The sequence below is a fragment of the Corynebacterium sp. KPL2838 genome (genome assembly GCF_040225455.1).
In the GTDB taxonomy this organism is placed as follows: domain Bacteria; phylum Actinomycetota; class Actinomycetes; order Mycobacteriales; family Mycobacteriaceae; genus Corynebacterium; species Corynebacterium rhinophilum.
The window spans coordinates 97,494-120,737 of the sequence record NZ_JBEHFT010000001.1; the positions used below are offsets into that span (position 1 = coordinate 97,494).

The 23,244-nt window shown below is 61.6% G+C and carries 23 protein-coding genes; 12 read left to right on the forward strand and 11 right to left on the reverse strand.

Going from position 1 to position 23,244, the window contains the following annotated elements; genetic code table 11:
* Positions 1 to 13 precede the first annotated feature (13 nt).
* Together ABRP98_RS00445 and ABRP98_RS00450 are read right to left on the reverse strand one after the other, a co-directional pair.
* A complete protein-coding gene (locus ABRP98_RS00445) occupies positions 14 to 1,246 on the reverse strand; it encodes an MFS transporter (RefSeq protein ID WP_349856996.1) in 1,233 nt (410 codons plus the stop codon).
* Entirely contained in the window at positions 1,243 to 1,902 is a 660-nt protein-coding gene (locus tag ABRP98_RS00450; protein ID WP_349856997.1) for a GntR family transcriptional regulator, read from the reverse strand. The genes ABRP98_RS00445 and ABRP98_RS00450 overlap by 4 nt, the downstream gene beginning before the upstream one ends.
* Positions 1,903 to 1,966: 64 nt before the next feature.
* Here ABRP98_RS00450 and ABRP98_RS00455 point away from each other — a divergent pair, with 64 nt between their 5' ends.
* Complete coding sequence (locus tag ABRP98_RS00455) at positions 1,967 to 3,352, forward strand: DNA polymerase IV (protein ID WP_349856998.1); 1,386 nt, start codon at positions 1,967 to 1,969, stop codon at positions 3,350 to 3,352.
* Here ABRP98_RS00455 and ABRP98_RS00460 read toward each other — a convergent pair.
* Positions 3,349 to 4,263: an asparaginase gene (locus tag ABRP98_RS00460; protein ID WP_349856999.1), complete on the reverse strand. Its 915-nt coding sequence runs from the start codon at positions 4,261 to 4,263 to the stop codon at positions 3,349 to 3,351. The two genes, ABRP98_RS00455 and ABRP98_RS00460, sit on opposite strands and share 4 nt — an antisense overlap.
* Before the next feature lie 107 nt (positions 4,264 to 4,370).
* On the opposite strand from ABRP98_RS00460, the gene ABRP98_RS00465 reads away from it, so the two are divergent.
* Positions 4,371 to 5,006, forward strand: coding sequence for a WKL family lipoprotein (locus tag ABRP98_RS00465; RefSeq protein WP_284769530.1), 636 nt, complete (start codon positions 4,371 to 4,373; stop codon positions 5,004 to 5,006).
* Between the two features lie 6 nt (positions 5,007 to 5,012).
* On the opposite strand, the gene ABRP98_RS00470 is transcribed toward ABRP98_RS00465, so the two are convergent.
* Positions 5,013 to 5,957 (reverse strand): hypothetical protein, encoded by a 945-nt coding sequence (locus tag ABRP98_RS00470; RefSeq protein ID WP_284849991.1) that lies wholly within the window; start codon positions 5,955 to 5,957, stop codon positions 5,013 to 5,015.
* A gap of 32 nt (positions 5,958 to 5,989) precedes the next feature.
* On the opposite strand from ABRP98_RS00470, the gene lspA reads away from it, so the two are divergent.
* Genes lspA through ABRP98_RS00490 form a run of 4 tightly spaced genes read left to right on the forward strand, consistent with a single transcriptional unit; the run spans position 5,990 to position 9,027 of the window.
* On the forward strand, positions 5,990 to 6,490 hold the full coding sequence (lspA, locus tag ABRP98_RS00475) for a signal peptidase II (protein WP_349857000.1): 501 nt from the start codon (positions 5,990 to 5,992) through the stop codon (positions 6,488 to 6,490).
* The gene (locus ABRP98_RS00480) at positions 6,483 to 7,409 is read left to right on the forward strand and encodes an RluA family pseudouridine synthase (RefSeq protein ID WP_284769533.1); all 927 of its coding nucleotides are present in this window, start codon (positions 6,483 to 6,485) and stop codon (positions 7,407 to 7,409) included. Before lspA ends, ABRP98_RS00480 begins: the two co-directional genes overlap by 8 nt.
* The gene (locus ABRP98_RS00485; protein ID WP_284795990.1) at positions 7,406 to 7,945 is read left to right on the forward strand and encodes a hypothetical protein; all 540 of its coding nucleotides are present in this window, start codon (positions 7,406 to 7,408) and stop codon (positions 7,943 to 7,945) included. The genes ABRP98_RS00480 and ABRP98_RS00485 overlap by 4 nt, the downstream gene beginning before the upstream one ends.
* Before the next feature lie 59 nt (positions 7,946 to 8,004).
* Entirely contained in the window at positions 8,005 to 9,027 is a 1,023-nt protein-coding gene (locus tag ABRP98_RS00490) for an HNH endonuclease signature motif containing protein (RefSeq protein WP_349857001.1), read from the forward strand.
* Positions 9,028 to 9,274: 247 nt separating this feature from the next.
* Here ABRP98_RS00490 and rarD read toward each other — a convergent pair whose 3' ends face one another.
* Positions 9,275 to 10,150 (reverse strand): EamA family transporter RarD, encoded by an 876-nt coding sequence (gene rarD / locus ABRP98_RS00495; protein ID WP_349857002.1) that lies wholly within the window; start codon positions 10,148 to 10,150, stop codon positions 9,275 to 9,277.
* 45 nt (positions 10,151 to 10,195) lie between these two features.
* Here rarD and dnaE point away from each other — a divergent pair, with 45 nt between their 5' ends.
* Entirely contained in the window at positions 10,196 to 13,768 is a 3,573-nt protein-coding gene (dnaE, locus tag ABRP98_RS00500) for a DNA polymerase III subunit alpha (protein ID WP_349857003.1), read from the forward strand.
* A 249-nt stretch (positions 13,769 to 14,017) separates the two neighbouring features.
* On the opposite strand, the gene ABRP98_RS00505 is transcribed toward dnaE, so the two are convergent.
* Positions 14,018 to 15,790: a choice-of-anchor I family protein gene (locus tag ABRP98_RS00505; protein WP_349857004.1), complete on the reverse strand. Its 1,773-nt coding sequence runs from the start codon at positions 15,788 to 15,790 to the stop codon at positions 14,018 to 14,020.
* Positions 15,765 to 15,896: a hypothetical protein gene (locus ABRP98_RS00510; protein WP_349857005.1), complete on the reverse strand. Its 132-nt coding sequence runs from the start codon at positions 15,894 to 15,896 to the stop codon at positions 15,765 to 15,767. The genes ABRP98_RS00505 and ABRP98_RS00510 overlap by 26 nt, the downstream gene beginning before the upstream one ends.
* Before the next feature lie 122 nt (positions 15,897 to 16,018).
* Between ABRP98_RS00510 and ilvA the strand changes: the two genes are divergently transcribed.
* From ilvA to ABRP98_RS00530, 4 genes are read left to right on the forward strand one after another with little or no spacing between them, the layout of a single operon-like run.
* Positions 16,019 to 17,287 (forward strand): threonine ammonia-lyase IlvA, encoded by a 1,269-nt coding sequence (gene ilvA / locus ABRP98_RS00515; protein WP_349838327.1) that lies wholly within the window; start codon positions 16,019 to 16,021, stop codon positions 17,285 to 17,287.
* The gene (locus ABRP98_RS00520) at positions 17,287 to 17,931 is read left to right on the forward strand and encodes a YigZ family protein (RefSeq protein ID WP_349857006.1); all 645 of its coding nucleotides are present in this window, start codon (positions 17,287 to 17,289) and stop codon (positions 17,929 to 17,931) included. Before ilvA ends, ABRP98_RS00520 begins: the two co-directional genes overlap by 1 nt.
* Positions 17,928 to 18,167 (forward strand): hypothetical protein, encoded by a 240-nt coding sequence (locus tag ABRP98_RS00525; protein WP_349857007.1) that lies wholly within the window; start codon positions 17,928 to 17,930, stop codon positions 18,165 to 18,167. Before ABRP98_RS00520 ends, ABRP98_RS00525 begins: the two co-directional genes overlap by 4 nt.
* Entirely contained in the window at positions 18,167 to 18,556 is a 390-nt protein-coding gene (locus ABRP98_RS00530) for an RNA-binding S4 domain-containing protein (protein ID WP_349857008.1), read from the forward strand. The genes ABRP98_RS00525 and ABRP98_RS00530 overlap by 1 nt, the downstream gene beginning before the upstream one ends.
* Here the strand turns inward: ABRP98_RS00530 and ABRP98_RS00535 are convergent.
* The 4 genes from ABRP98_RS00535 to ABRP98_RS00550 form a co-directional block, all read right to left on the reverse strand.
* Complete coding sequence (locus tag ABRP98_RS00535) at positions 18,553 to 19,551, reverse strand: GTP pyrophosphokinase (protein WP_023017266.1); 999 nt, start codon at positions 19,549 to 19,551, stop codon at positions 18,553 to 18,555. The genes ABRP98_RS00530 and ABRP98_RS00535 overlap by 4 nt on opposite strands.
* A 10-nt stretch (positions 19,552 to 19,561) precedes the next feature.
* Positions 19,562 to 20,179 carry a hypothetical protein gene (locus ABRP98_RS00540; protein WP_284784499.1) on the reverse strand — a complete coding sequence of 206 codons (618 nt, stop codon included), beginning with the start codon at positions 20,177 to 20,179 and terminating at the stop codon, positions 19,562 to 19,564.
* 72 nt (positions 20,180 to 20,251) lie between these two features.
* Positions 20,252 to 21,631, reverse strand: a complete 1,380-nt coding sequence (locus ABRP98_RS00545; protein WP_284853313.1) for an exonuclease domain-containing protein — start codon at positions 21,629 to 21,631, stop codon at positions 20,252 to 20,254.
* Positions 21,632 to 21,732: 101 nt separating this feature from the next.
* A complete protein-coding gene (locus tag ABRP98_RS00550; protein WP_284795996.1) occupies positions 21,733 to 22,266 on the reverse strand; it encodes a TetR family transcriptional regulator in 534 nt (177 codons plus the stop codon).
* 161 nt (positions 22,267 to 22,427) lie between these two features.
* On the opposite strand from ABRP98_RS00550, the gene ABRP98_RS00555 reads away from it, so the two are divergent.
* Complete coding sequence (locus ABRP98_RS00555; RefSeq protein ID WP_284769547.1) at positions 22,428 to 23,189, forward strand: hypothetical protein; 762 nt, start codon at positions 22,428 to 22,430, stop codon at positions 23,187 to 23,189.
* Positions 23,190 to 23,244: the final 55 nt, after the last annotated feature.

Below are 23,244 nucleotides of genomic sequence, written 5' to 3' on the forward strand. Positions count from 1 at the left end.
TGCGGGTCTTGGCTTAGCGCACTGGGCCGGGAAGGTGGGCGCGCCAGCCGTGAATCGCGTTGATGAGGCAGCACATGGCGAGTAGGGAGCCGATGAGGAATAGTGCAGTGAAGCCTATGTAGGGCGCGAGCGCGCTAAAGGCCATGGGGATAAAGAAGCCGGTATAGGACACGGAATAGAACACGGCGGTAAGGCCGGCGAGGTCATCTTTTCCGGCGATACGCTGGACCTCGGAAAGACCGGCGACAAGTGCTAGGCCGTAGCCAGCGCCCATGACGGCGGCGCTGGTGATGCCGAGCGGGAGGGAAAGCGTGCGCGCGGCGATGGCGCCGAAAATGGTGCCGACGGTAATGACGGCCATGGCAACGGCGGAGGCTCGGGCGGAGCGGTGGGTGTCAATGACCTTGCCAAACATTTGGATGCCAACCCCGCAGCCCAGCGTAATGACGGTCATGAGGCCGGAAAAGGCGATGGGGGCATCGCCGGCGGAATCGGAAAGCAGCTGCGGCAAGAGGGCATAGGCCGCACCCGCGCAGCCAAATACCCAGGGCGCGACGGGAAGGACGATGCGGGAAAAGCGGCGGTGCGCAGCGGATGGAATGTGCAGCATGTGCAGCATATCGCGGATGCTTAAATCCAAGAATGTGTCTTTGACCGTCTCGCCGCGGGGTGGACGGGTTTCGGGGGTTTTCAATAGCCAGACCGCGGTGATGACGGTGAGCAGGATGTGCAGGACATAGGCCAGGTGGGTGGGCCACGGGCCCCATTGGGCCAGTACCGAGGCCAAGGCGGCGCCAATGAGGAATCCGACGGTAAGGCACATTGATGCCCGGCGCGGTCCTGCGGCGGGGTCACCGCCGGAGCGGGTGATGAGCTCGGAAATCCAGGTGGAACCGACCGCCATGACGATGCCCAGGGCGAGGCCGCACAGTACGCGGCCGGCAGCAATGATGAGGGGTTCTTCGGGAGCGATGGATAGCAGGAACGACCCGGCCAGGGAGAGCGGTGCCGCGGGCAGCATCGTGGGCCGGCGGCCGATGTAGTCCGAGAGCGGCCCGGAGATGAGCAGTGCGGGCACGATACCGATGACGTAGGCCGCCAAAAGGCCATTGACGGTGACCTGTGAGAAGTGGGATTGCTCGCGGTACATCACGAGCAGGGGAGTAAATTCATTGCCGCCCCAGGCAACGGCGACCATGCTGCCGGCGACGGGTAACCAATCGCGATTGGCGGTGTCTTGACTCATAGTTGATCCTTCGAATCCTTCAGGTGCGAGCGGAGTGCGGAGAGGTAGTCCGGCAGGTTGGCGGTGAGGAGGGCATCGGCAAGCGTGCGGTGCTGATCGACGAACGCGCGGGCCCGTTCCACATTGCGCCCGATGGCGGTGGCGGTAAAGCGCTGCTGACGCTCGCGCAGCTGGTGGCCCACGTTGGCCAGCAAGCTATTGCCGGCGCTATCCATGATGATTTGGTGGAATTGGGCATCTAGGCGCGTGTATTCGCGGAGATCCCCGGCATCCAGTGCGGCGTCTTGGGCCGCGATGTTTTCTTGCAGGCGCTTGGCGATGCCCCCGCGTTCTTCCTCGCCCAGCTCGCAGATCTTTTCGGCACTGTGGGCATCGACAAGCAGGCGCGCCTCATAGACCTCCCGGATTTCTTGGGGGCTAATCGGCACGATCAGCGCGCCGCGCTTGGGATAAAGCTGCAAAAAGCCCTCGAGCTCCAGGCGCAGGAAAGCCTCGTGGGCTGGGGTGCGGCTGACTCCTACCTCAGCTGCGAGTGCGGCTTCTGACAGCATCTGCGAGGAATCGATGGTGCCGTCGATGATCCTTTCTTTGACCAATTCATAAACCCGCTCCGCGGCAGGTTGCATGCTTGTATCGCCCATGCATACATCTTGCATACAAGTTAGTTTAAGCGTCAACCTATTCCCAATTCTGGGGTTGGCGTGACCTAGACTGGAAGGCATGCAGCGTTGGGTCCTACACATCGATATGGATGCGTTTTTTGCCTCCGTCGAGCAATTGACCCGACCGACTTTGCAAGGCCGGCCGGTGCTCGTCGGTGGGGTCGGCGGCCGCGGGGTCGTCGCCGGGGCATCCTATGAGGCGCGCGAATACGGTGCGCACTCGGCGATGCCGATGTATCGCGCCCAGCAATTGGTGGGCCTGCGCGCGGTGGTGGTAAGCCCGCGCCGGGCGGTCTATTTGGCGGCCTCGCGCCGGGTATTTGAGATCATCTCCCAGCACGTGGAGGTGATCGAGCAGCTATCCATCGATGAAGCTTTTATGGAGCCAGAGGCATTGGTGGGTGCGACGGCGGACGAGGTGCAACAGTGGGCGGATGGCCTGCGCGCGCTCATCCGCGAGGAAACGGGCCTGCCGTGTTCCATCGGCGCGGGCTCCGGCAAGCAATTTGCCAAGATCGGCTCCGGTGAAGCCAAGCCCGATGGCACCTATGTCATCCCAGCGGAAAAGCAGCTGGAGATGCTGCATCCGCTCGCGGTGGGAAAGCTGTGGGGTGTGGGGCCGGTCACGGAGGCCAAGCTCAAAGGCATCGGGGTGGAGACCATCGGCGCGCTGGCCGCCATGACCCAAAAGGAGGTGGAAATCTCCATCGGCAGCGTCGTCGGCGTGCAGCTGTGGCAGCTCGCGCAAGGCATCGACGATAGGGAAGTGGCACCGCGCGCGATATCCAAACAGATTTCCACGGAGCACACCTATCCCAAGGACCTGCTCACGGTTGCCGATGTCGATGCGGCAATTACCCGCGCGGCCGAGGGCGCACACCGCCGCCTGCTCAAGGATGGCCGCGGGGTGCGCACGGTGACGGTAAAGCTGCGGATGGCAGACTTCCATATCGAATCGCGCTCGACCACCCTGGCCTATGCCACCGATGACCTGGAGGTATTGACCGCAGCCGCCTTCAAGCTGGCGCGCTACCCGGATGAACTGGGCCCCATCCGCTTGGTGGGGGTGAGCTATTCCGGGCTGGAAGCCGCGCGCCAAGACGTGTTATTTCCAGAGCTCGACCGGGAAATCGTGCGGCCCGTGCTGCCGGATACCGATTATGAAACGGGCGTGAGCGATGACTCCCCGCCAGCGGCGCCGACCACCGTGGTGGTCGAAGACGATGTGGAGGATCAGTGGCACGCCACCCAGGACGTCTACCACCCGGAATTTGGCCACGGTTGGATCCAAGGCACCGGGCACGGGGTGGTCAGCGTGCGTTTTGAAACACGTGCGACCGGACCTGGCCGCACGAAATCCTTTGCCGCCAGCGACCCCGATTTGGTGCCAGCCGATCCGCTCGATTCCTTAGACTGGCACGACTGGCTGGAAACCCAAGATTAGATAGCAACATAGCGCTTGGGGTCAGGGTTTTGCCGGAATACCTCGGCGGGGTCCGTGCCGGTGGCCAGCGCCGCGGCCAACAAGATGCGCGCCTGGCTGGGGCGGAAGGCCCACGCGTTGATCGCGCCCAGGCTATGCAGGTTCGCCCCGCCGCCGTCGCCGCCATAGGACAACGCGGTTTCCCCATACGGGGTGCGGGTGGAAATGACGACGGGGAGGCCGTCGCGGAGGGCATCGGCAACCGCGCGGCCCATGTCCCCACTCATATTGCCCGCGCCCATGGCCTCAATGATGAGGCCGGCGGCGGAAGCGCGGGCGGTATCGACAAGCACGCGCCCCGCACCCGGGTAGGCAGGGATGATTTCTACCGGGTGCGGCGCCAAGGGGCGCGGCCGTAGCCGCGGGGTGGTATCCGGCACGCGCAGGGACTCGAAAGCGCGCAGGTCAGAGGTGTGCTGCTTGCGGGCCCCGCGCGCCGGGATGGTCATGCCGCCAAAGCAGATGAAGACGCCGGGCCGCCCACTGAGGGCGAGCTCACGCGCATCGCGGAGATTGCGCGGGCCATCCGGGTGCGGGTGATCGTAGGAGCGCTGCGCGCCGGTGAGCACGATGGGCGTATTGCTTGCGCAAAAAATTTCTAGCGCCATCGCCGTCTCTTCCATCGAATCAGTGCCATGGGTAATGATGACGCCGTCAATGTCTGCGCGGGCGGTCTGCTCGTTGACCACCGCAATGAGCTCATCGAGGTCTGCGAGCGTAATAGAAGAGGAATCAAGCTGGCGAAATTCCACCACTTCGGCGTCAATATCGGCCGCGAGCTGCGCGCCGGTGACGGTGGGAACGAGGGAACCATCCTGCATCGTGGTGCAGGCAATCGTGCCGCCGGTGGCGATGAGGGCGAGATGAGTCATGCATTCCATAATAAAAGAAGACGCGCCGAGGCGGCAGGCGCGAACCAGAACAGCTGGGGCAAATGTAAACTGATGGGAGTTTATATCCCAGACGTGAGGAGTGAGAAGTGAAATTCCGCAAATTTGGTGCCGCGTGCCTCGCATTGAGCGCGGCGGCCGCCCTGTCCGCCTGCTCTTCTGATGACGAGCAAGAAGATACCACCAAGAACAGCGAATCCAGCGAATCCGCGTCCGCTGACGGCGATTCCGCGGCCCCCGCGCTGCCGTCCGCCGCTGACTTGAACGCCATCCTGGCAAAGGCCACGGACCCGGCGGCATCGCAGGAAGAAAAGACCGCCACGGTAGAAGGCGGCGAATCCGCCCCAGAGATCTTTGACACCATGGCGCGCTCCAAGGAAGAATCCGGCGCGGAATTTGCGGTCGTGGATCCCGTCCTGCCCGGCTATGACCCGCAATCCGTGCTGACCACGGTGAATTTCACCACCGCCGATGGCCAGGAGCAGACCGCGGACCAGGTGGAATTCATTTATCAGGATGGCACCTGGAAGCTGTCGAAGACTTGGGCCTGCACGCTGATTCAAAACACGGTGCCGCCTGAGCAGGTTCCGGAGATGTGTGCCGATACCGGTGCGGGCGCGCTGCCTGCCGATGAAGGCGACGCTGCCCCTGCCCAGGGCGATGCCCCCGCAGCCGGCGCAGAGCAGGCGCCTGCCGAGGCCCCCGTAGAGGCCCCCGCCGAGTAAATCCTGTTACTCAGAAAACGCCAGCTCCGTCAGGCTTGATTGCACGACGCGCAGGTCTGAATCGGCGGTGCCGTAGGTTACCTTCGTATCGAAGGACACGTCACCGCCCACAGGGAGCGGTTTGGTCAGATCCACCGTGACGTTGCCCGAGGAATTGGTGGAAGAATCCAGCACGTCGAGTTCCTTATCCTCCAACTCCGTGCCCGCGGCCTGACCTTCGAAGGATAAAGCGCCCAGGGTGGGGCGTTGTTCCACCTCGACGGATAGCGTGACGCGGTCACCATCGATGGACTTGACCGTATAGCGTGTCGTTTGCAAGAGCGTGGATTCCCCCGTGACGCGCGAATCCACCGTCCACGTCGCGCCGGTGCCCACCTCTTCCTCTGGGAAGACGATGGGCAGCGCGGTCAGCTTCATGATGGCCTGTTCGACGGTGCCGCGCGCCTCATCGCTCGCGTCCTGCGGGGCGGCCAAGCGCAGGGAATTCATCTGGCCATTATCTTGACCGCGCCAGCCGAATTGGAACCCAGACGCAGAAGATATATCAGTATCGCCGGAGTATTCCGGATCCCCTGCGGTGACAAACGCGTTGCGCGAGGCCGGCAATTGATCCTCGACGTCCTCGGTGGCTTTATCTACGGACGCCGAAAGCGGCAGGGTAGTGGTCTCCTTATCCACATCGGCGGCCTGGAAATCGGCGGCGGCGGATTTATTCAGCAAGTCCTGCGAAAATCCCTCCGTGGCGCGGTACGTTACCTCCTGCGAGGAGTCGATGTCGTGATATTCCAGCAGTTTCTTCTCACCAGTTCCGGCATCTTCGACGGTCAGGCGAGGGGCATCGATAGTCAGGCCGACCGGCTGCTCCACTGCAGGGCCGGGGGTCTCATAAGAACAGGCGCTTAGCGCTACGGCGACGGCGGAAAGGGCTGTAAAAACTTTGACTCGAAACACGCTTACCAAAATACCGGACGCTCCGGATTACAATGATGTGGGTGAGCCAAAAACGAAGGAGTAAGACAGGTCTTATCGCCGCGGTGGTCATCGCCGTGGCGGTTGTGGATCAAGCCGTAAAACAACTCATGCTTACCGTCCTGACGGAGGGCGAGCCGCATTATGTCATCGGGGACTGGTTCAGGTTTAACCTGCTCTTTAACCCCGGCGCGGCGTTTTCCATCGGTGGCGAGGGATCGACCTGGCTGTTTACCACCATTCAATTGGCGTTCGTCTTAGGCGTTGCCATCGTCGCCCCGCGCATCCACAATACGGGCCAAGCGCTGGGGCTGGCGCTCATTGCCGGTGGGGCATTGGGCAATTTTGCAGACCGCATCTTCCGCGACCCAGGCTTTTGGGTCGGTCACGTCGTGGACTATATCTCGGTCGGCTCGTTCGCGGTCTTTAATATCGCAGATGCGGCGATTACCTGCGGCGTCGTCATCTTCATCGGCGCCATGCTAATTGCGGAACGGAGGGCGGAAAATGAATAGGCAATTGCGCAGTTTCCCCATTCCAGAAGGCTTGGAGGGCATGCGTGCCGATGCCGCGCTTGCCAAGCTCCTCGGCCTCTCCCGCTCGGCTACTGCCCAGCTGTGCGCCGAGGGCGGGGTCACCGTGGATTCGCAGGAGCTGGGTAAATCCGAGCGCCTGGCATCCGGCCAGGTGGTCTCGGTGCTGCTTCCGGAGCCGGAAAAGCCCCTGCTGCCGCGCGAGGAGCTGGTGGAGGGCATGGACGTTTTATATAGCGATGCCGATATCATCTGCGTGCACAAACCCGTGGGCGTCGCTGCGCACCCGAGCGTGGGCTGGGATGGGCCGACGGTCATCGGCGGGCTGCGCGCGGCAGGGTACAACGTGGCCTCGCTTGGCCCCACCGAGCGGCAGGGCATCGTCCACCGCCTGGACGTGGGCACATCCGGGGTCATGGTGGTGGCTTCCTCAGGGCGCGCCTACTCGGCGCTCAAGCAGGCATTTAAGTCCCGCACCGTGAAAAAGACCTATCACGCGGTGGTCCAGGGCCTGCCCGATCCGATCGAAGGCACCATCGATGCTCCCATCGGCAGGCACCCGAAATCGGGCTGGAAATTCGCCGTGCTGGATGATGGCAAAGCCGCGGTAACCCACTACCGCCTCATCGAGGCCTTTCGCGAGGCCAGCCTCATCGAGGTGCACTTGGAAACCGGCCGCACCCACCAGATCCGCGTCCACATGTCCGCCACCGGGCATCCCTGCGTCGGCGATCCCATGTACGGCTCGAACCCGCAGCTTTCCGCCCGCCTGGGCCTGGAGCGCCAGTGGCTGCATGCGGTGCAGCTAGGCTTTACCCACCCCGGCACCGGGAAGTGGTTCGAGGCCCGCGCGCCCTACCCCGATGACCTGCAGCATGCCCTGGAGCGACTGCAGGGATGAGGAAGTTTTATTGGCGGCGCCGCCTAGCGGCACTGGTGCTGGTGCTGGTGGCGGGCGTGGTGGCTCTGGTGCTTTTTGGCACGCTGGGCACGCAGGCATCCACGCGTGTGCAAGGCGACCAGCTGGGCCCGGACGGGGAATCGCGCGCGGAGTATATTGAGCGCGTTAATTCCATGGACATCGATCCGGATGCCGCCACGTATGCACTGGTCACCTTCGATACCGAGCTGCCCCCTGTCGCCGTCGCCGCCGCGCTGACTGATATTCCGCGCATGGACGCCATCCTGATGGGCTCGACCGCGCCTATCGCGGTGCCGGAGCCTGTTGCCGGCGAGGACCGCGCCGCGGTGATTAACCGCACCTTCGACCGCATCGGTGCCTCCTACGGCCAGCGCCCCAGCGCCGTCAGCGCCGCCGTGGTGTGGGGGACGGGCGCCCAGCTTGCCGATGTCGCCTCCCTTCCCGCCGTCGCTGCCGTCGAGCCCGCGCCTGCCGATGCCGCCTGGGGTAGTTTCGCCGTGCGCCCACCCAGCTAAATTTGCCATCCTGAACGCTTCGCCGCGCGGGGTGCGGGGTGCAGGCTTAGCATCGGGGCATGGAACACATTCGGGCATATATTGCGGCTTTAAACTCGGCGATGGATATCCTCGCCGAGGCCGCTGATATGCCCGCCTCCGAGCTGACCGCCGCCGGCATGCCGGATGCCGCCGCCGCGTCGATAGCCCACCTCTCTCAGATCTATTTCGGGCCGACCAGTTTCACGCGCCGCCAGCGTCGGGCGGTCGAGGGAGCGCGGCGCAATGGGCATTCGCTGCCGACGTTGGAGGTCATCGAAAAGCACGCCCGCCGCGCGCCCACCCAAGCCCGCGCCTGGGCCCTGCGCGCGGAGCTTACCCAGGTATCCGCCGATACCCAGGCGATGGACAAGCTCGCCCGCAAGAAGGTGCGCGCGCTGCGCCCGCCGCGCGAGCCTAAACCAGGGGTGAGGCTGCGCCGCCGCGCCGCGGGCAAACCATGGACGCTAACGATTACAGGTAGCTCCAGCCTCGTCGCGGAGCTGCATAACCAAGCAGGCACGCTTGCCGATGTCGCCGCCCTCTTCCACTCCGGCGCCTCCACCTCCACCGTGCGCACCAACGTGGTAATCCCGCTGGATAAGTTGAGCGCCATCGCGCAGGGCGATAAAGACGTCACGGTCACCATGACCAACGGAGCGCAAATTAGCGGCGCCGAGCTGGCCCAGCGCGCAATGGCGGAGGAAGGCTTTATCACTCTTCTCCACCCCGTGGAGGGGCCGGTGAACCTGTACCGCATGCGGCGCGGGGCAACGTGGAAGCAATTTATGATGGCCGCCGCCGAAAACCCCGTCTGCCCGGCGCGCGGGTGCCACCGCCCAGCCGATGAGTGCCAAGTCCACCACATTTATAGCTGGGCCGGCGGCGGGTGGACCAATGCCAAGAACCTCACCGTCGCGTGCCCGCATCACAACGGCCGCAATGACGACGACCGCGCCGCCCGTCCCCGCAATGGCCGCTTCGAACGCGTGCACAGCGGCGTGCGGTGGATTAAACCCTGGCAGCCGCCACCGCCGGACCTCGTCGATACCGGGCCCAGTTAGCTCACAACGTTGAGCCGGGCCCGGCGACTTTCCTGCCCGCGAATTCCTAAGCGCCGAGCTCATCCACAGCGCATTTCTGCGTGCCGTTTTTCGCGCTGCGCACTCCTGTGTGCAACGCCCCGTTGCCGCGCGCTTTTGCGCACCCCTCTTCCACACCGCTAACTTTTGCGTGCCGTTTTCTCGCGCCGTGCACTACTGCGCGCGGCTCACGCACCGTTTTTCGCGCCGCGAATTTCTGCGCGCGGGTTTACCTGCGCCGCGCACTCTTGCGCGGCGCGTTGTGGCGAACGCGGATGAGATCTGCAATGTAGATGCTGACTGCCACGCCGATGATGCTGAAGCCAATCCACCGGTGTGTGGAGAAGTGTTCTTGGGTGACAAAGAGTGCCCACAGCATCTGCATGATGGGGGTGAGGTATTGGAGCATGCCGATCGTCGACAAGCGCAGCGTCTGCGCGCCCTGGGCAAAGCACAATAGCGGCAGCGCGGTAATAAGGCCGGCACTGATTAAGAGCAGCATGTGTGGCGTGCCTTCCGTGACGAAGGTGCCGTGGCCTGCCTGTTCAATCCACACGATATAGGCAATGGCAACGGGGGAGACCACCAAAGACTCTGCCGCGACCGAGACCGCCGCCGATACCCGCACCTGTTTCTTGATGAGGCCGTAAATGCCAAACGATGCCGCCAACAACAGCGAGATATACGGCGCCTGTCCGGTAAAGAAGGTCAGATACAGCACCGCGATTGCCGCCACGGCGACTGCGGTCGCCTGCCATGGGCGCAGCTGCTCCTTTAAGAAGATCATGCCGAGTGCCACCGATACCAGAGGATTGATGAAATATCCTAAAGCGGCATCGGCTACGTGATCGGTATTAATCGCCAGCACATAGGTCCCCCAATTGACCGTGATGAATACGCCCCCGGCGGCAAGCCAGCCCCACGTGCGCTTGTCCAAGCGCACCAATTCGCGCCAGCCGCCGCTGCAGATTAAAAACGCCGTGACGATAACCGCGGTCCACAACACGCGATGGGCGAGGATTTCCAGCGGTGTCGCCGGTAGCAGGAGCGGGAAGAACGCGGGGAAGAACCCCCACATGATGTATGCGGCGAGCGTGTAGATCATCCCCGCATAATATCGTCATCTTGACCGCCCCGCTAAGATGACCGCATGGCCAAAAATTCCTCCTTCGTCCACCTGCATAACCATACCGAGTTCTCCATGCTGGACGGCATGGCCAAGGTCGATATGTTGGCTGATGAGGTGGTCAAGCAAAACATGCCCGCCGTAGGCATGACAGACCACGGCAATATGTACGGATCCGATGCCTTTTATAAGCGCATGACCAGCGCCGGGGTGAAACCCATCATCGGCATCGAGGCCTACATGGCCCCGGAATCGCGCTTTAATAAAAAGCGCGTGCTGTGGGGGACCCCGGATCAAAAGCGCGATGATGTCTCCGCCTCGGGCGCGTATTTGCACCAGACGATGATCGCGGAAAACGCGACCGGTCTGCGCAACCTGTTCACGCTGTCCTCGCTCGCCTCCTACGAAGGACAGCTGGGCAAGTGGCCGCGCATGGATGCAGAGCTCATTGCTGAGCATGCCGATGGCATCATCGCCACCACCGGCTGTCCATCGGGCGATGTGCAGACCCGCCTGCGCCTCGGTCAATTCAACGAGGCCCTCGAGGCCGCGGCCATGTGGCAAGACATCTATGGCAAGGACAACTTCTTCTTGGAGTTGATGGACCATGGGTTGGACATCGAAAAGCGCACGCGCGATGGGCTGCTCGAAATCGGCCGCAAGCTGGACCTGCCGCCGCTGGTAACCAATGACTGCCACTACGTGCTGGAATCCCAGGCGCCGGCGCACGAGGCCATGCTGTGCGTGCAGACCGGTAAGACGTTCATGGACCCAGACCGCTTCAAGTTCGGCGGTACCGGCTACTACATCAAGTCCGCCGCGCAGATGCGCGATACCTGGGACGACCTGATTCCGGATGGCTGCGATAACACCCTGTGGATTGCCGAGCGCGTGCAGGACTACAGCGAAGTGTGGGAGGAACACACCCACGACCGCATGCCCATTGCCGATGTCCCCGAGGGCCACACGCCCACCTCCTGGCTGACCCACGAGGTGATGGAGGGGCTGCAGCGGCGGTTCCCCGGGCGCGAGGTGCCGGAGGACTACATTGAGCGCGCCAAGTACGAGATCTCCGTGATTGAGATGAAGGGCTACCCCTCCTACTTCCTCATCGTGGCGGAGCTAATTAAGTACGCGCGTTCTGTAGGCATCCGCGTGGGGCCCGGCCGTGGTTCTGCGGCGGGCGCGCTCGTGGCCTACGCGCTGACCATTACCAATATTGATCCGCTGGAACACGACCTGCTCTTCGAGCGCTTTTTGAACCCCGAGCGCCCGTCCGCCCCCGATATCGATATCGACTTCGACGATCGCCGCCGCGGCGAGATGATTACCTACGCCGCCGAGCGCTGGGGAGAGGATAAGGTAGCCCAGGTCATTACCTTCGGCACGGTGAAAACCAAGCAGGCCATTAAGGACTCCGCCAAGGTGCACTTTGGCCAGCCCGGCTTCCAGATGGCCGACCGCATCAATGGTGCGCTGCCGCCGGCGATTATGGCGAAGGATATCCCGCTGCGGGGCATTACCGACCCCGACCACGAGCGCTATTCCGAGGCCGCCGAGGTCCGCCAGATGGTGGAAACCGACCCGGATGTGAAAAAGATTTATGACACCGCGCGCGGTTTGGAAGGCGTCGTCCGCCAGGCCGGCGTGCACGCCTGTGCGGTGATTATGGCCTCCGTGCGGTTGATGGACCACATCCCGATGTGGAAGCGGCCTGCCGATGGCGCCTATATCACCGGCTGGGATTACCCCGCCTGCGAGGCCATTGGCCTGCTGAAGATGGACTTTTTGGGCCTGCGCAACCTCACCGTTATTGGCGATGCCATCGAAAACATTAAGCGCAACCGCGGCGAAGAAGTGCAGCTCGAGCAGCTGCATGCCGATGACCCCAAGGTCTCCAAGGTCTATGACCTGCTCTCGCGCGGGGATACCTTGGGCGTGTTCCAGCTGGACTCCGGCGGTATGCAGGAGCTGCTCAAGCGCATGAAGCCTACCGGCTTCAAGGATATCGTGGCCTCCTTGGCCCTGTACCGCCCCGGCCCGATGGGCGTGAATGCCCACTGGGATTACGCCGACCGCAAGAACGGGCGCAAGGAAATCACCCCGATTCACCCTGAGCTCGAGGAGCCGCTGAAGGAAATCCTGGATGAGACGTATGGTCTTATCGTCTACCAGGAGCAGATCATGCGTATCTCGCAGAAGGTAGCGAACTACACCGCCGGCGAGGCAGACGGCTTCCGTAAGGCGATGGGTAAGAAAAAGCCCGAGGTCCTGGCCCAGCAATACGATAAATTCTGGGGCGGCATGCAAGAAAATGGGTACTCCAAATCCGCCATGGATGCGCTGTGGGGGACCATCGAGCCCTTCGCGTCGTACGCGTTTAACAAGTCTCACGCCGCGGGCTACGGGTTGGTCTCGTTCTGGACGGCCTACCTCAAGGCCTATTACGCACCGGAATACATGGCAGCGCTGTTGACCTCTGTGGGCGATAAGAAGGATAAGTCCGCCATCTACCTGTCGGATTGCCGCCACTTGGGCATTAACGTTTTGCCGCCCTCGGTCAATGAATCCGAAGAGGACTTCCAGGCTGTGGGCGAGGATATTCGCTTCGGCATGGGCGCTATCCGCAATGTGGGCTCGGAAGTCGTCGAATCTATCATTGCTTCGCGCAAGGCAAAGGGGGCGTTTACGTCCTTTAGTGATTACCTTGACAAGATCGATTTGGCAGCGTGTTCCAAACGCGTGACCGAGGCGCTGATTAAGGCCGGTGCCTTTGATGATTTCCAGCAGCCGCGCAAGGGCCTCATGCTGATTCACGAGGACGCCGTCGATGCCGTGCAGACCACCAAGAAGGCGGCGGATAAGGGGCAATTCGACCTCTTTGCCGGCTTTGGCGGTGGCGACGATGCCTCCTCGGAGGGCGCCTTTGCCATTGATGTGCCGGACGATTCATGGGATCGCAAGCACGAGTTGGCGCTAGAACGAGAGATGCTGGGGCTCTACGTCTCTGGCCACCCACTCGACGGGTTCGAAGAGGCCCTGGCTGCACAGACCAATACGCCGTTGACCAAGATCCTCAACGATGAGGTGCACAATGGGCAGGAACTCATCATCGGCGGCATCATTTCCGGTGTGGACCGCCGCTTTTCTAAGCGCGATGGTTCCCCGTGGGCGATTGTCACGGTAGAAGACCACAACGGCGCGCAGGTAGAGATCTTGGTCTTTAACAAGGTCTACTCGCTGGCAGCGCCGCATATTGTGGAAGACAACATCATCTTGGCGCGCGTCAACGTGAAGGTGCGCGATGAGCGCCGGTCGCTGTTTTGTTCCGATATTCGCGTTCCCGAGCTGGGGCCAGGCGGTGGCACGAGCCTGCCACTGCGCCTGACCATGCGTACAGACCAGTGCACGATGGAAAATATCGCCCGACTCAAGCAGGTCTTGGTTAAAAATCACGGTGAGTCCGATGTCTACCTTGAGCTTGTCGAGGGCGACCAATCCACCACCATGGTCCTCGGTGAGCACCTCCGCGTGGAACGATCCGGCAACCTCATGGGAGACCTGAAGGCCACGATGGGCGCAGGTATTTTGGGATAGAAACTCCTCCTGCACCTTTTACATACACTGTTACCGCAGTCCAGGGAAAGCAATATCGCTGCACCTGCGGTGACAGCAGAAAACGCCCGCTTCTGTTTCAGAAGTTGGCGTGCCGTCCATGGGTCGGATTTGTGAAAGCGCACAAGTTCCCGCGCGGTCACCGCTGGCAATGTAGTACAAGAAGAGCAGGCAGGCGGTGGCTGGGGAGCTGATCGCGCGCCCCAAATGCCACCGCTTTAATACCGAAATCTACGGAAGTAGCTGACGGACCGGTTCTGGAAGCATCTTATAGAATTGATCGGCTACCTGCGGCATGAAGTGTAGAACACCGCTCAACATGGCGCCGAGGGCAATGACGCCAGCGATGATTCCAACGCCCTTCGCGATGCTGCTGGAGCCGTCTCCCGGCAGCCATGCCCCGGGGGCATCGTCAGGAACGTCGCCGTCTTCATCGGAGGCGTTGTCGCCTTCGTCCTCGGAGCCGCCTACGAGATCGGCGACAGAGAAGACCGTGGTGGTCCCGGACACCTCGTTGCCGGCGATAAGGAGGGCATCGTCGGTAGGAGAGTCTTCCTTGCTAACGAATGCTAGCCCCTCGGGGCCCAAGTCGCCGGCCAACCTGGTGGCGGCGACATTGTCCTCGTTATAGTCCACGGCGAAATCGCGGTTATTGCTATAGGTGACGAACTCGGCATGAGCGGGGTCGGTGACGTCATGGACAAAGATGCCGCCCACGCGCTCCATACCGATGAAGGCATAGGTTCGGTCACCAACTGTTCCAATCGTCAGAGCTTCCGGTTCGGGGCCTTTATTATTGGAGCGATCGTCAAAGTCGGGATCCTCATTATCGGCATTGAAGTTAAGTCCCTCGATGTCCTTGGTGATTTCCTCGAAGTCGGAGCCGGAATCGAAGACGACGTTGCCCTCGGCATCGTAAATGCTAAAGGAGCGGGACCCGTAGGAATACAGGCCATCGAAGCAGCCCTTTTCCTCGTTCCATCCAGAGGCATTACTCAACTTTAGGTTGCCGGCGTATTTCTTGTCCTCGATGCCTTCTGGCAGGTCGACAGAATCACAGATCTGGCCCTCTTCAACAAGATCTTTCAGCTTGACCTCATCGGTATAGCCGCCCCATTCGCGGGCATCGCCCTCATTAGCGGTGGCGAAGTAGGTCTCGCCGTTGGTCTGGAAGGCGCCAATCGAATCCGGCATGGACAGGCCATGCACAGGGATCGTACGCAGCTTTGCCGCCCCGTCCTTATTGGAGGGATCAATGGGGACATCTGAGTGGTCCGCGATGTGGGCGGGCAACACCTTGTCTAAGGTGGCGGAGGCAATATCGACCACTGCGATAGCGTTATTTTCTTGCAAGGTGACATACGCCTTGCCATCGGCGGAGGAAATATACTCAGGCTCAGAGTCAAGCGAAGGCTTGTTGTGGTGGTTTTCTGGGCCGAAGACGCGAATGGACGGGTCAAGTTCTGCATCTGCGCCATCGAAGGCGCGGAAGTCGGCGGTGCGAACATCCGCAGCGGAGGGGGCTTGGACGCCGTCTGGCAGGGAAATGACGGACACGGTTCCTTCTGGGTCTTTTGTGTATTCGGTACCGTCGGAGTTGAGCTCATCGGAGGGCTCACCCTCATTCGCGGTCAAGGCATAGGCGCCGTCTTTGGTGATGTGCACGTTATCTGGCAGCGCGCCGAGCGGCACGCGGCTAAGCTCTTCGGCGGAAGTAACATCGAAAATCAAGGCTTCGCCGTTTTCGGTCTTGTCTGCCTGCTGCACGGCGGCGACGGCGAGGCCATCGGGACGCACCGCCACGGAGTTGATCTCCTTATCGCCGCCGGCGGAGACCTCAGCAACCTTATTAGGATTGGTGGGGTCGGAGGCGTCCAGTATATCCACCTTGCCCGATTGCGCATTCACCGTGAGAATACGCTGGGAGGCGGCGTGGTAGGCCACGATTTCCGCTGCTGATTTGCCCATCACCCCGGCTTCATACGAGCCGATGGGGCGCAGCATTGTCGGCGGAGTGTTCTACAACATTATCGACGATATGCGCGTTGGCAGCAGGGGTGCAGCTGAGCACAAGGCAGGCGGCCATGCCGATGGAGGTGCGCTTAAACATAGAGAGAGTCCTTTCTTGTGGAGCACTCCATTGTCTCGATCCCACGTAACCGTTTCGCTAAACCGGAATGAAATATAGGTGAATCAGTCGAGCACTAGGTAGGGCGGGTAGACTCTGCAATCATGACTGAATCGACCATCCACGCATCCGATATCCAGCAGGCGCAGGCACGCATCAGCTCCGAAATCGCGCCGACGCCGTTGCAGTATTGCCCCCGGCTTTCTGCGGAAACGGGCTGTGAGGTCTATTTAAAGCGCGAAGATCTCCAGGACGTGCGCTCGTATAAGATTCGCGGTGCGCTCAATAGCATCTCCAGTCTGTCGCAGCAGGAGCGGGAGCGGGGCATCGTGACGGCATCGGCTGGCAACCATGCACAAGGCGTGGCCTATGCCTGCCGCACCATGGGGATTCCGGGCAAGATTTTCGTCCCAGAGCCCACACCCATGCAAAAGCGCGACCGCATCCACGTGCACGGCGGAGACCAGGTGGAACTCGTAGTCGTGGGTGCCAACTTTGACGAGGCCGCGGCCGCCGCGCATGCCGATGCCGCCGAGCGCCACGCCACCTTCATCGAGCCCTTCGATGCCCGCGATACCATCATCGGCCAAGGCACTGTCGCGGCGGAAGTCTTGGCGCAGCTTTCGGCAAAGGGCGCCTCGGTCGACACCATCGTCGTGCCCGTCGGCGGCGGCGGGCTGATTTCTGGCATCACCTCCTATATGGCGGATATGGCACCGCACGCCAAGGTGGTAGGAGTGGAGCCAGAAGGGGCGGCATCGCTAAGAGCAGCCTTCCGCAACGGCGGGCCGGTGGCACTAGACAGCGTGGATCCGTTTGTCGATGGCGCGGCAGTCAAGCGCCTGGGCTCGCTGCCGTATAAGATTTTGGAGGCCAACCAAGAGCGCCTGCACTGGGACACGGTCTCTGAGGGGGCGGTGTGCACGGACCTGCTCAACCTGTACCAAAATGAGGGGATTATCGCCGAGCCCGCGGGTGCACTGTCCGTGGCTGGGCTGCAGCGGGTGCCGCTGGAGCCGGGTTCGACGGTGGTCTGCGTGATTTCTGGGGGCAATAATGACGTGTTGCGCTACGCCGAAATCATGGAGCGCTCGCTGGTGCACCGCGGCCTGAAGCACTACTTCTTGGTCAATTTCCCGCAGGAACCGGGCCAGCTGCGCCACTTCTTGTCTGAAATCCTGGGGCCCAGCGATGACATCACGCTCTTCGAGTACCTCAAGCGCAATAACCGCGAGACCGGTGCCGCGCTGGTGGGCATTCAGCTTAGCCGCGCCGAAGACTTAGCAGGGCTGAAGGAGCGGATGGCCGAGTCCAAGATTTCGGTGCAGCACCTGCAGCCGAATACCCCCGAGTACGATTTCTTGGTTGCCTAATGCGCGATTCGTATCGGCGTCCCACCGGCCAGGTGGAGCACGAAATTGAGATCAAACGCTCGCGATTTATCACCTTGATCGGCCGGGTGACGAATGAGGAAGAAGCACGGGCGTTTATCGATGCCGCCCGACAGCGCTTTCCCGATGCCCGCCACCACTGCTCCGCATATGTCTACCACGTCGACGATGCGAACCCCGTGGAGCGTTCCTCCGATGATGGCGAGCCTTCCGGGACGGCCGGAAAGCCCATGTTGGATGTGGTAAAGGGCTCTGGAATGCTTGATATTTGTGCGGTGGTCGTGCGCTACTTCGGCGGTATCAAGCTGGGCGCGGGCGGCCTCGTGCATGCCTATGGCGGGGCGGTTAGCGAGGCCATGGAGAAGGTCAAATCGGTCGCCCGGGCGCGCCGGGAGCTTTATACGGTCGAATGCCCGCACGCCACGGCCGGGCGTCTCGAAGCGGATTTGCGCGGGCGCGGAATCGATATCACCGATACCGAATACGGTGCCGCCGTGATTTTTACCGTCGCCGTGCGCCCGGGTGGACTCGATGATCTCCAGGCGATGCTCGCCGCGCTTTCCCAAGGCGAAATAAGCGCGCGTGAAGCGGGGTCTGCCTGGGTTGAGGTAGGATCTGAATCATGACTATGCAGCAGCGACCGAATAACCCCATTGCGCAGCGCAAGCAGCAGGTGCGCAAGCATTCCCGCAACGCCGTTATTCCCGTTGCCGGTGGTATCGGCGCAGGAGTCGTTTTAGGTGTGCTTTCTACTAATTTGACCGCTTGGATGGTGTTGGGCCTTATCATCGCCGTGGTTGGCGGCGGATATAACTGGTTGAAGGTCCGCAAAATCGTCAACGAGAACCACAATAATTATTAATGCCTTCCCCGCAGCCAGGCGGCCGCCCTGTCCGTATTGATGCCTGGGTATGGGCGGTGCGCATGTTCAAAACCCGCTCCGCAGCGGCCACTGCGGTGCGCGCCGGGCACGTGAAGATCAATGGTGAAGCGGTAAAACCTGCGCAACAAGTCGTGCCAGGCGATAGGGTGCGCGTATGGCGCAACCACCACGAGCACGATTTGGAGGTGCTGGCTACCGTTGCCAAGCGCGTGGGCGCGCCGGTGGCGCGCACCTGCTATACCGATCACGCGCCGCCGCCACCGCCCAAGGAATTCCAGCCCGCGGTGCCGGTGCGCCCTCGCGGCGCGGGCCGACCGACGAAGAAGGAACGCCGCGATATGGAAAAATTCCGAGGCGGATTCCGCTAAGAGTTAGCGCGCAGCGCCTTCAATCGCGCGTTCAGGCGGCGTCGGCGTCCGGCGCGGTCGCCGGATTCAGCGGTGGCCTCGATGTGCTGCTTGCCAAACTTATTGAGCAGCAGATCATCGATAAGGCGCACTTGGCCGGGCCGAAAGCGATAACGCATGGTGTCGTGGACGTGGGCAATGGCGTCATCGTCAAGCAGCTGCTCGAGCTGGTCCAAGGACCGGATATCGTTTTCCTCCAAGATTTCCGCGAGGAAGCGGTAGTGCTCCGAGCGTGAAAGCGGGAAGCGATTGCCCAAAATGATGGCCAGGACGCCAGGCAGGGTTTCCGGGGTAAGCTCCACGTCCGTATCCGCCTCCGTGCGCGGGGCTTTGAGCGCGGCGATCTCATCGAATTGCTGATCAGCCAATTCGATGAGGCCGGCGGCCAGTGTAAATAGGCGGTCCACCTCCGGCGAGGGCGGGGTAGGGCCTTGCTTATAGCGGATATCGTGCTCGAATTCCGCCCATGCGTGCTGCAGAACGGTGCGAATTTGTACCTCAAAGGTCCAGCCCACGAAATCGGCGAGCTCCTCCATGGCCGCCGCGCTATCGTCCGTCACGGTGAGCACCAGGTGGTGGGAGCCGTACCCAAAGCCGCCGGAAATGCGGGTCTCGGCCGCCTTATCCACAGAGCGCACGACCTTGAAGGACTCGCCCAGCACGTCTAGCGCATTGGGAATGGTGGTGGAGTGGTACAAGGTGACGCGCACGCCCATGACATCGTGGATATCGTCCCACGGGGTGGGGTAGATGAAATCGCCGCCCTCGCCCCGCTTCTTGGCCTTGCGCTTGAGTGAGGACCACGCCTTGACGCGGGTGGATACCCGGTCAAAGATGATGCCGGCGTCATTGAGCAGATCCTCGATGGCGGTGCGAAAATCCTCCGCCGCCGTGGGGTGGCTGCGGGTCCAGGCATGGTACTGATTGCTCAGCCGCGACATCCTGCTTTCCGCCATGGTGCTCCTCTCATAATTCGCGGGGAAATCCGTTAGACCATACTAGCGGGCGCGAATGTAAAACGGTGCGATGGCGGGGAAGTTGTTCGGCGGCGGTGTGGGCGAGGTCGCGGGCATATTCATCGGGTAGGTGGGCGAAGACAAAAACCGTCGCGGAATCCGGCACCAGGTAGGTCAAAGAATGCGAACGCATGAGGCGACGCATGTGTTTATCCAGCACGGTGAAGGTTTCTGGGTGCGCTAACCACGAAGAAATCGGGGCGCCGTGGGAGCGGACTTGCAGGCCGCCATAGGGCGCTGCGGCAGGCAGGGCGCAGTGGGCAGGGCGAGTCCAAAAGCGCAGGCCCTGCGAGTCGAGCGCGGCGCGCTGCAGATTCAGCGAGGCACAGTTCCACGCCTGGCGGGTCGAGACATCCAAGTCCGCGAGGCCGCGGTGGCTGAGCCGGCGAAAAGTGCGCTGCCCGGGAAAGACCAGCGCCATCGATAGGCTGGGGGAGAGCTGGATGGTGGCGAGGGAGTCGCAAAACCCGTCATCGGAAAGCCGCTGGTGCTTAATCCACGACCGCGCGAATAGCGCCGGCAGCAAATTAGTGGTGGTGGGGCGGGGTGCGTCGAGCGTAAGGGTCATGGCGATTTCTCCAGGGTCGTGAGTATCCGCCCTTATTGGACTGGAGAAATGGCCGGGTGGTTCCCTGCGGGTTTAAAAAGGCGGCTCGGCGTCGAGCTCCAGCTCGGAAAAGAGCTGGGCGCCGGTCCACATGGTGATGTCCTGGCCCTTTTCTTGCAGCTCTTCGGCGCGCTTTTCCTTGGAAGTCTTCTTCGCCCATTCGCCGACGACGAGCAGCGTGGTCTTTTTGGTGACGTTTTTGCCCACTTGCCCACCGCGCTTGGCGATGCCCTGCCACAGCAGCCCCTTATCGTATGGCTCGAAATCGCCGGTCAGGGTGACGTGCTGGCCGTAGAGCGCGCCTTGGGGATCGGCGTCGGGGTTGGGATCCGGAATGGTATCCGGGGTGGCAACGGCCTGCCACGGCGCCCGGTTGGGCGAAGCGGGTTTCTTGCTACTTCCCGCGGACCGGGTGGAATCGCGGAAATCGGTGCCGGCGCCCAGATCGTCGCCGGAGGTGGGCGCAGTATGCGCGCGCAGGACCGGCAGGATGGCCGAGGATCCGAGGCGGCCGAGGCGAAACTCGCGGCTGGTAAAGAGATCGGTGATGCTTCCGGTATGCCCGAAGCGTTGGGCCAGCCTGGTGATGATGGTGCCGGCTGCGCGGGCGTCCTCGGTGGCATCGTGGTGGGTAAAAGAGGCACCGCCAAGGTGGTTCACCACGGTGGGAAGCTTGTGGTTGGCCACCGAAATAACACCTTGCTTGGAAGCATCCCGGGACAAAGCGAGCGAGCAGGCCAGCGGGACGGTGGGGACATCGGCCCCGGCTGCCAGCAACCCGGAGCGCAGCGCGGATGAGTCGAATTGGACATTGTGCGCGACGATGACATCGCTGCCGATGAAGTCAAAGAGCTCTGCGGCCGCAGTAGCAAAGGGCATTGCTCCTTCGACATCGGCGGCGGTAATCCCGTGGATGGAGATATTGATTTCGGCAAAGTGCTCCAAACCTGGGGGCGGGGTGCACAGCCACGACTGGGACGCGGTTTCTTGGCCATCGCGGTAACGCACGGCGCCGATCTGGCAGATGGATCCCCAATTATCATTGGCGGTTTCTACATCTACCGCAACGAAATCAAGCCCTGGGTTTTCTTCGCTAGCGGTTGGGGTTGTAGCTGCTGCGGGTTCGGGAGCGGCTGCTGCTTCCGCCGGTGCGTCGCCCTTTTGTGCCGCCTCAATGGCGCGCGCCACGCGGTGGGGATCCTGGTGCGGCGCGAAGGCAATGCTGCCGGCACTGCCTAGGGACAGCGAACCAAAACCGGTGGCGGTGGGTTCGTGGACGCGCAGGTCATCGATGGCATCGAGCGCGATTTCTGCGGTGGCAGGCGCGCCCAAGCTGCGGGAGAGCAGGCTGCGGTGAAGCACGATTTTTTCCGCAGTGACATCGATGAATACGCCATGCGCGGGATACGACACGAAAATGGCCTTTCTTCTGAGGTGACAATCTAAAGAGGGCTGCTGCACAGAGATCGTACTCGCTTGTGCTGATGGGAAATCCGCCGCGGGGGTGAAGAGTTTTAATCCGCCCCGCTGTGCTGCAAACCGGCATTGATAATCTGCACGCCATGCACCAAATCGGCGCGGTAGTCGGCCGCGGTGGTCCCGCCGGTGGTTTCTAGCAGTTGGCGCTGAGATTGCTCGAGCAGCGTGGCGCCTAGGACGAGGTGAACTGCAGAAAGGGCAGCGGCCTTGCGAGCAGTATCATCGAAATCAGGGCAGGTGGCGGAGCTAAACTGCGCGACGAGGTGATCCCATGCCGGGGAATCAGGCTGGGAGAGCCCAGCTATGGCAACCTCCGCTCCATCGCGGCGGGCCAGGAGCAATTCGCGCAGGTGCAGGCTAATCTCTTCCAGCGTGGAGCCGGCGACGGGGGCGATAGTATCTTCGGCAAGAGCGGCAATGAGCGCCTGCTTATTGGCGATGTGCCAATACAATGCGCCTGGAGCAACGCCGAGGGAGGAAGCGACGCGGCGCATGGTGACATCGGCAAGCCCATAAGTATTCAATAGGGTCGTGGCGGCCTCGATGATGCTCTCGCGATGTAGTTGCACAGTGGAAATTGTACGTGTTTCAGCGCGGCAAGGAATAGCTCACAGGTACTTTTAAGACTGCAATAATGTCTCTTGCAAACTTGCATTGTTAGGATTGCGGGGACAACAGAACCCGTCGTGAGGCGGCTTCGCATTCGAAAGATTGATTCAGGAGCTCTCCCTTGTCCTTTTTGACCCCTGCAAAGAAGTCCCTTTTCGCGGTCGCTATGGTTGCCCCGCTTGCCTTAGCTGCATGTAGCTCGGACGATGAGGACGATTCGACGAAGACCACGTCGTCTTCGCCTGCTACCACGTCCTCTGAGACCTCCGCGAAGGAATCGGCGAAAAAGTCTGAGGACAAAGACGCCGATAAGGACAAGAAGGAAGAAAAGGACAAGAAAAAGGCCGCCGAGGACCCTAAGGAGAAGGGTGAAGAAGGCGGCAATGCGGGCGCCAACGCAAACCCCATTGAGAATGGGGACGATCCCTTCGCCAACGCCCAGGACATCAAGCCCATTGAAGGTGGGCACGAAGCAAGCGATGGCGATAAGCAGGCCATTGAGCAGTTGGTGCGCGGACAGCATGAGATTGACAATGTCAAGGACTACTTTGGCTACATGCCAGCACATGCCTGCAAGGCCGTGCGCGAAGGCGAGTCCGGGGATTTTCAGCAGTACCTCAACTACGTCGATAGCCTGCCCAACCAGTCCTTTGCGGAATACGCAAACTCCATGCGCCAGCAAAGCCAGGGCAATGCCAAGATTAACGAGTTTGCCAACCAGCTAGAGGCCATCCCTACCTCCACCAAGCTGGAATCGATCAATGACGTTGTGGTCAATGGCGATGATGCCTCCGCTACCGTGAGCGTGTCGAACCCGGAAGGTACCGATACCTCCACCGTTCGTTTCCGCCGCGAGGACGGTAACTGGACCTTCTGTAACTAAATTGTCTTTCCGCCAAGCTCGCTTGCCCCGCACTCTCGGTTTCGGTGCGGGGCTC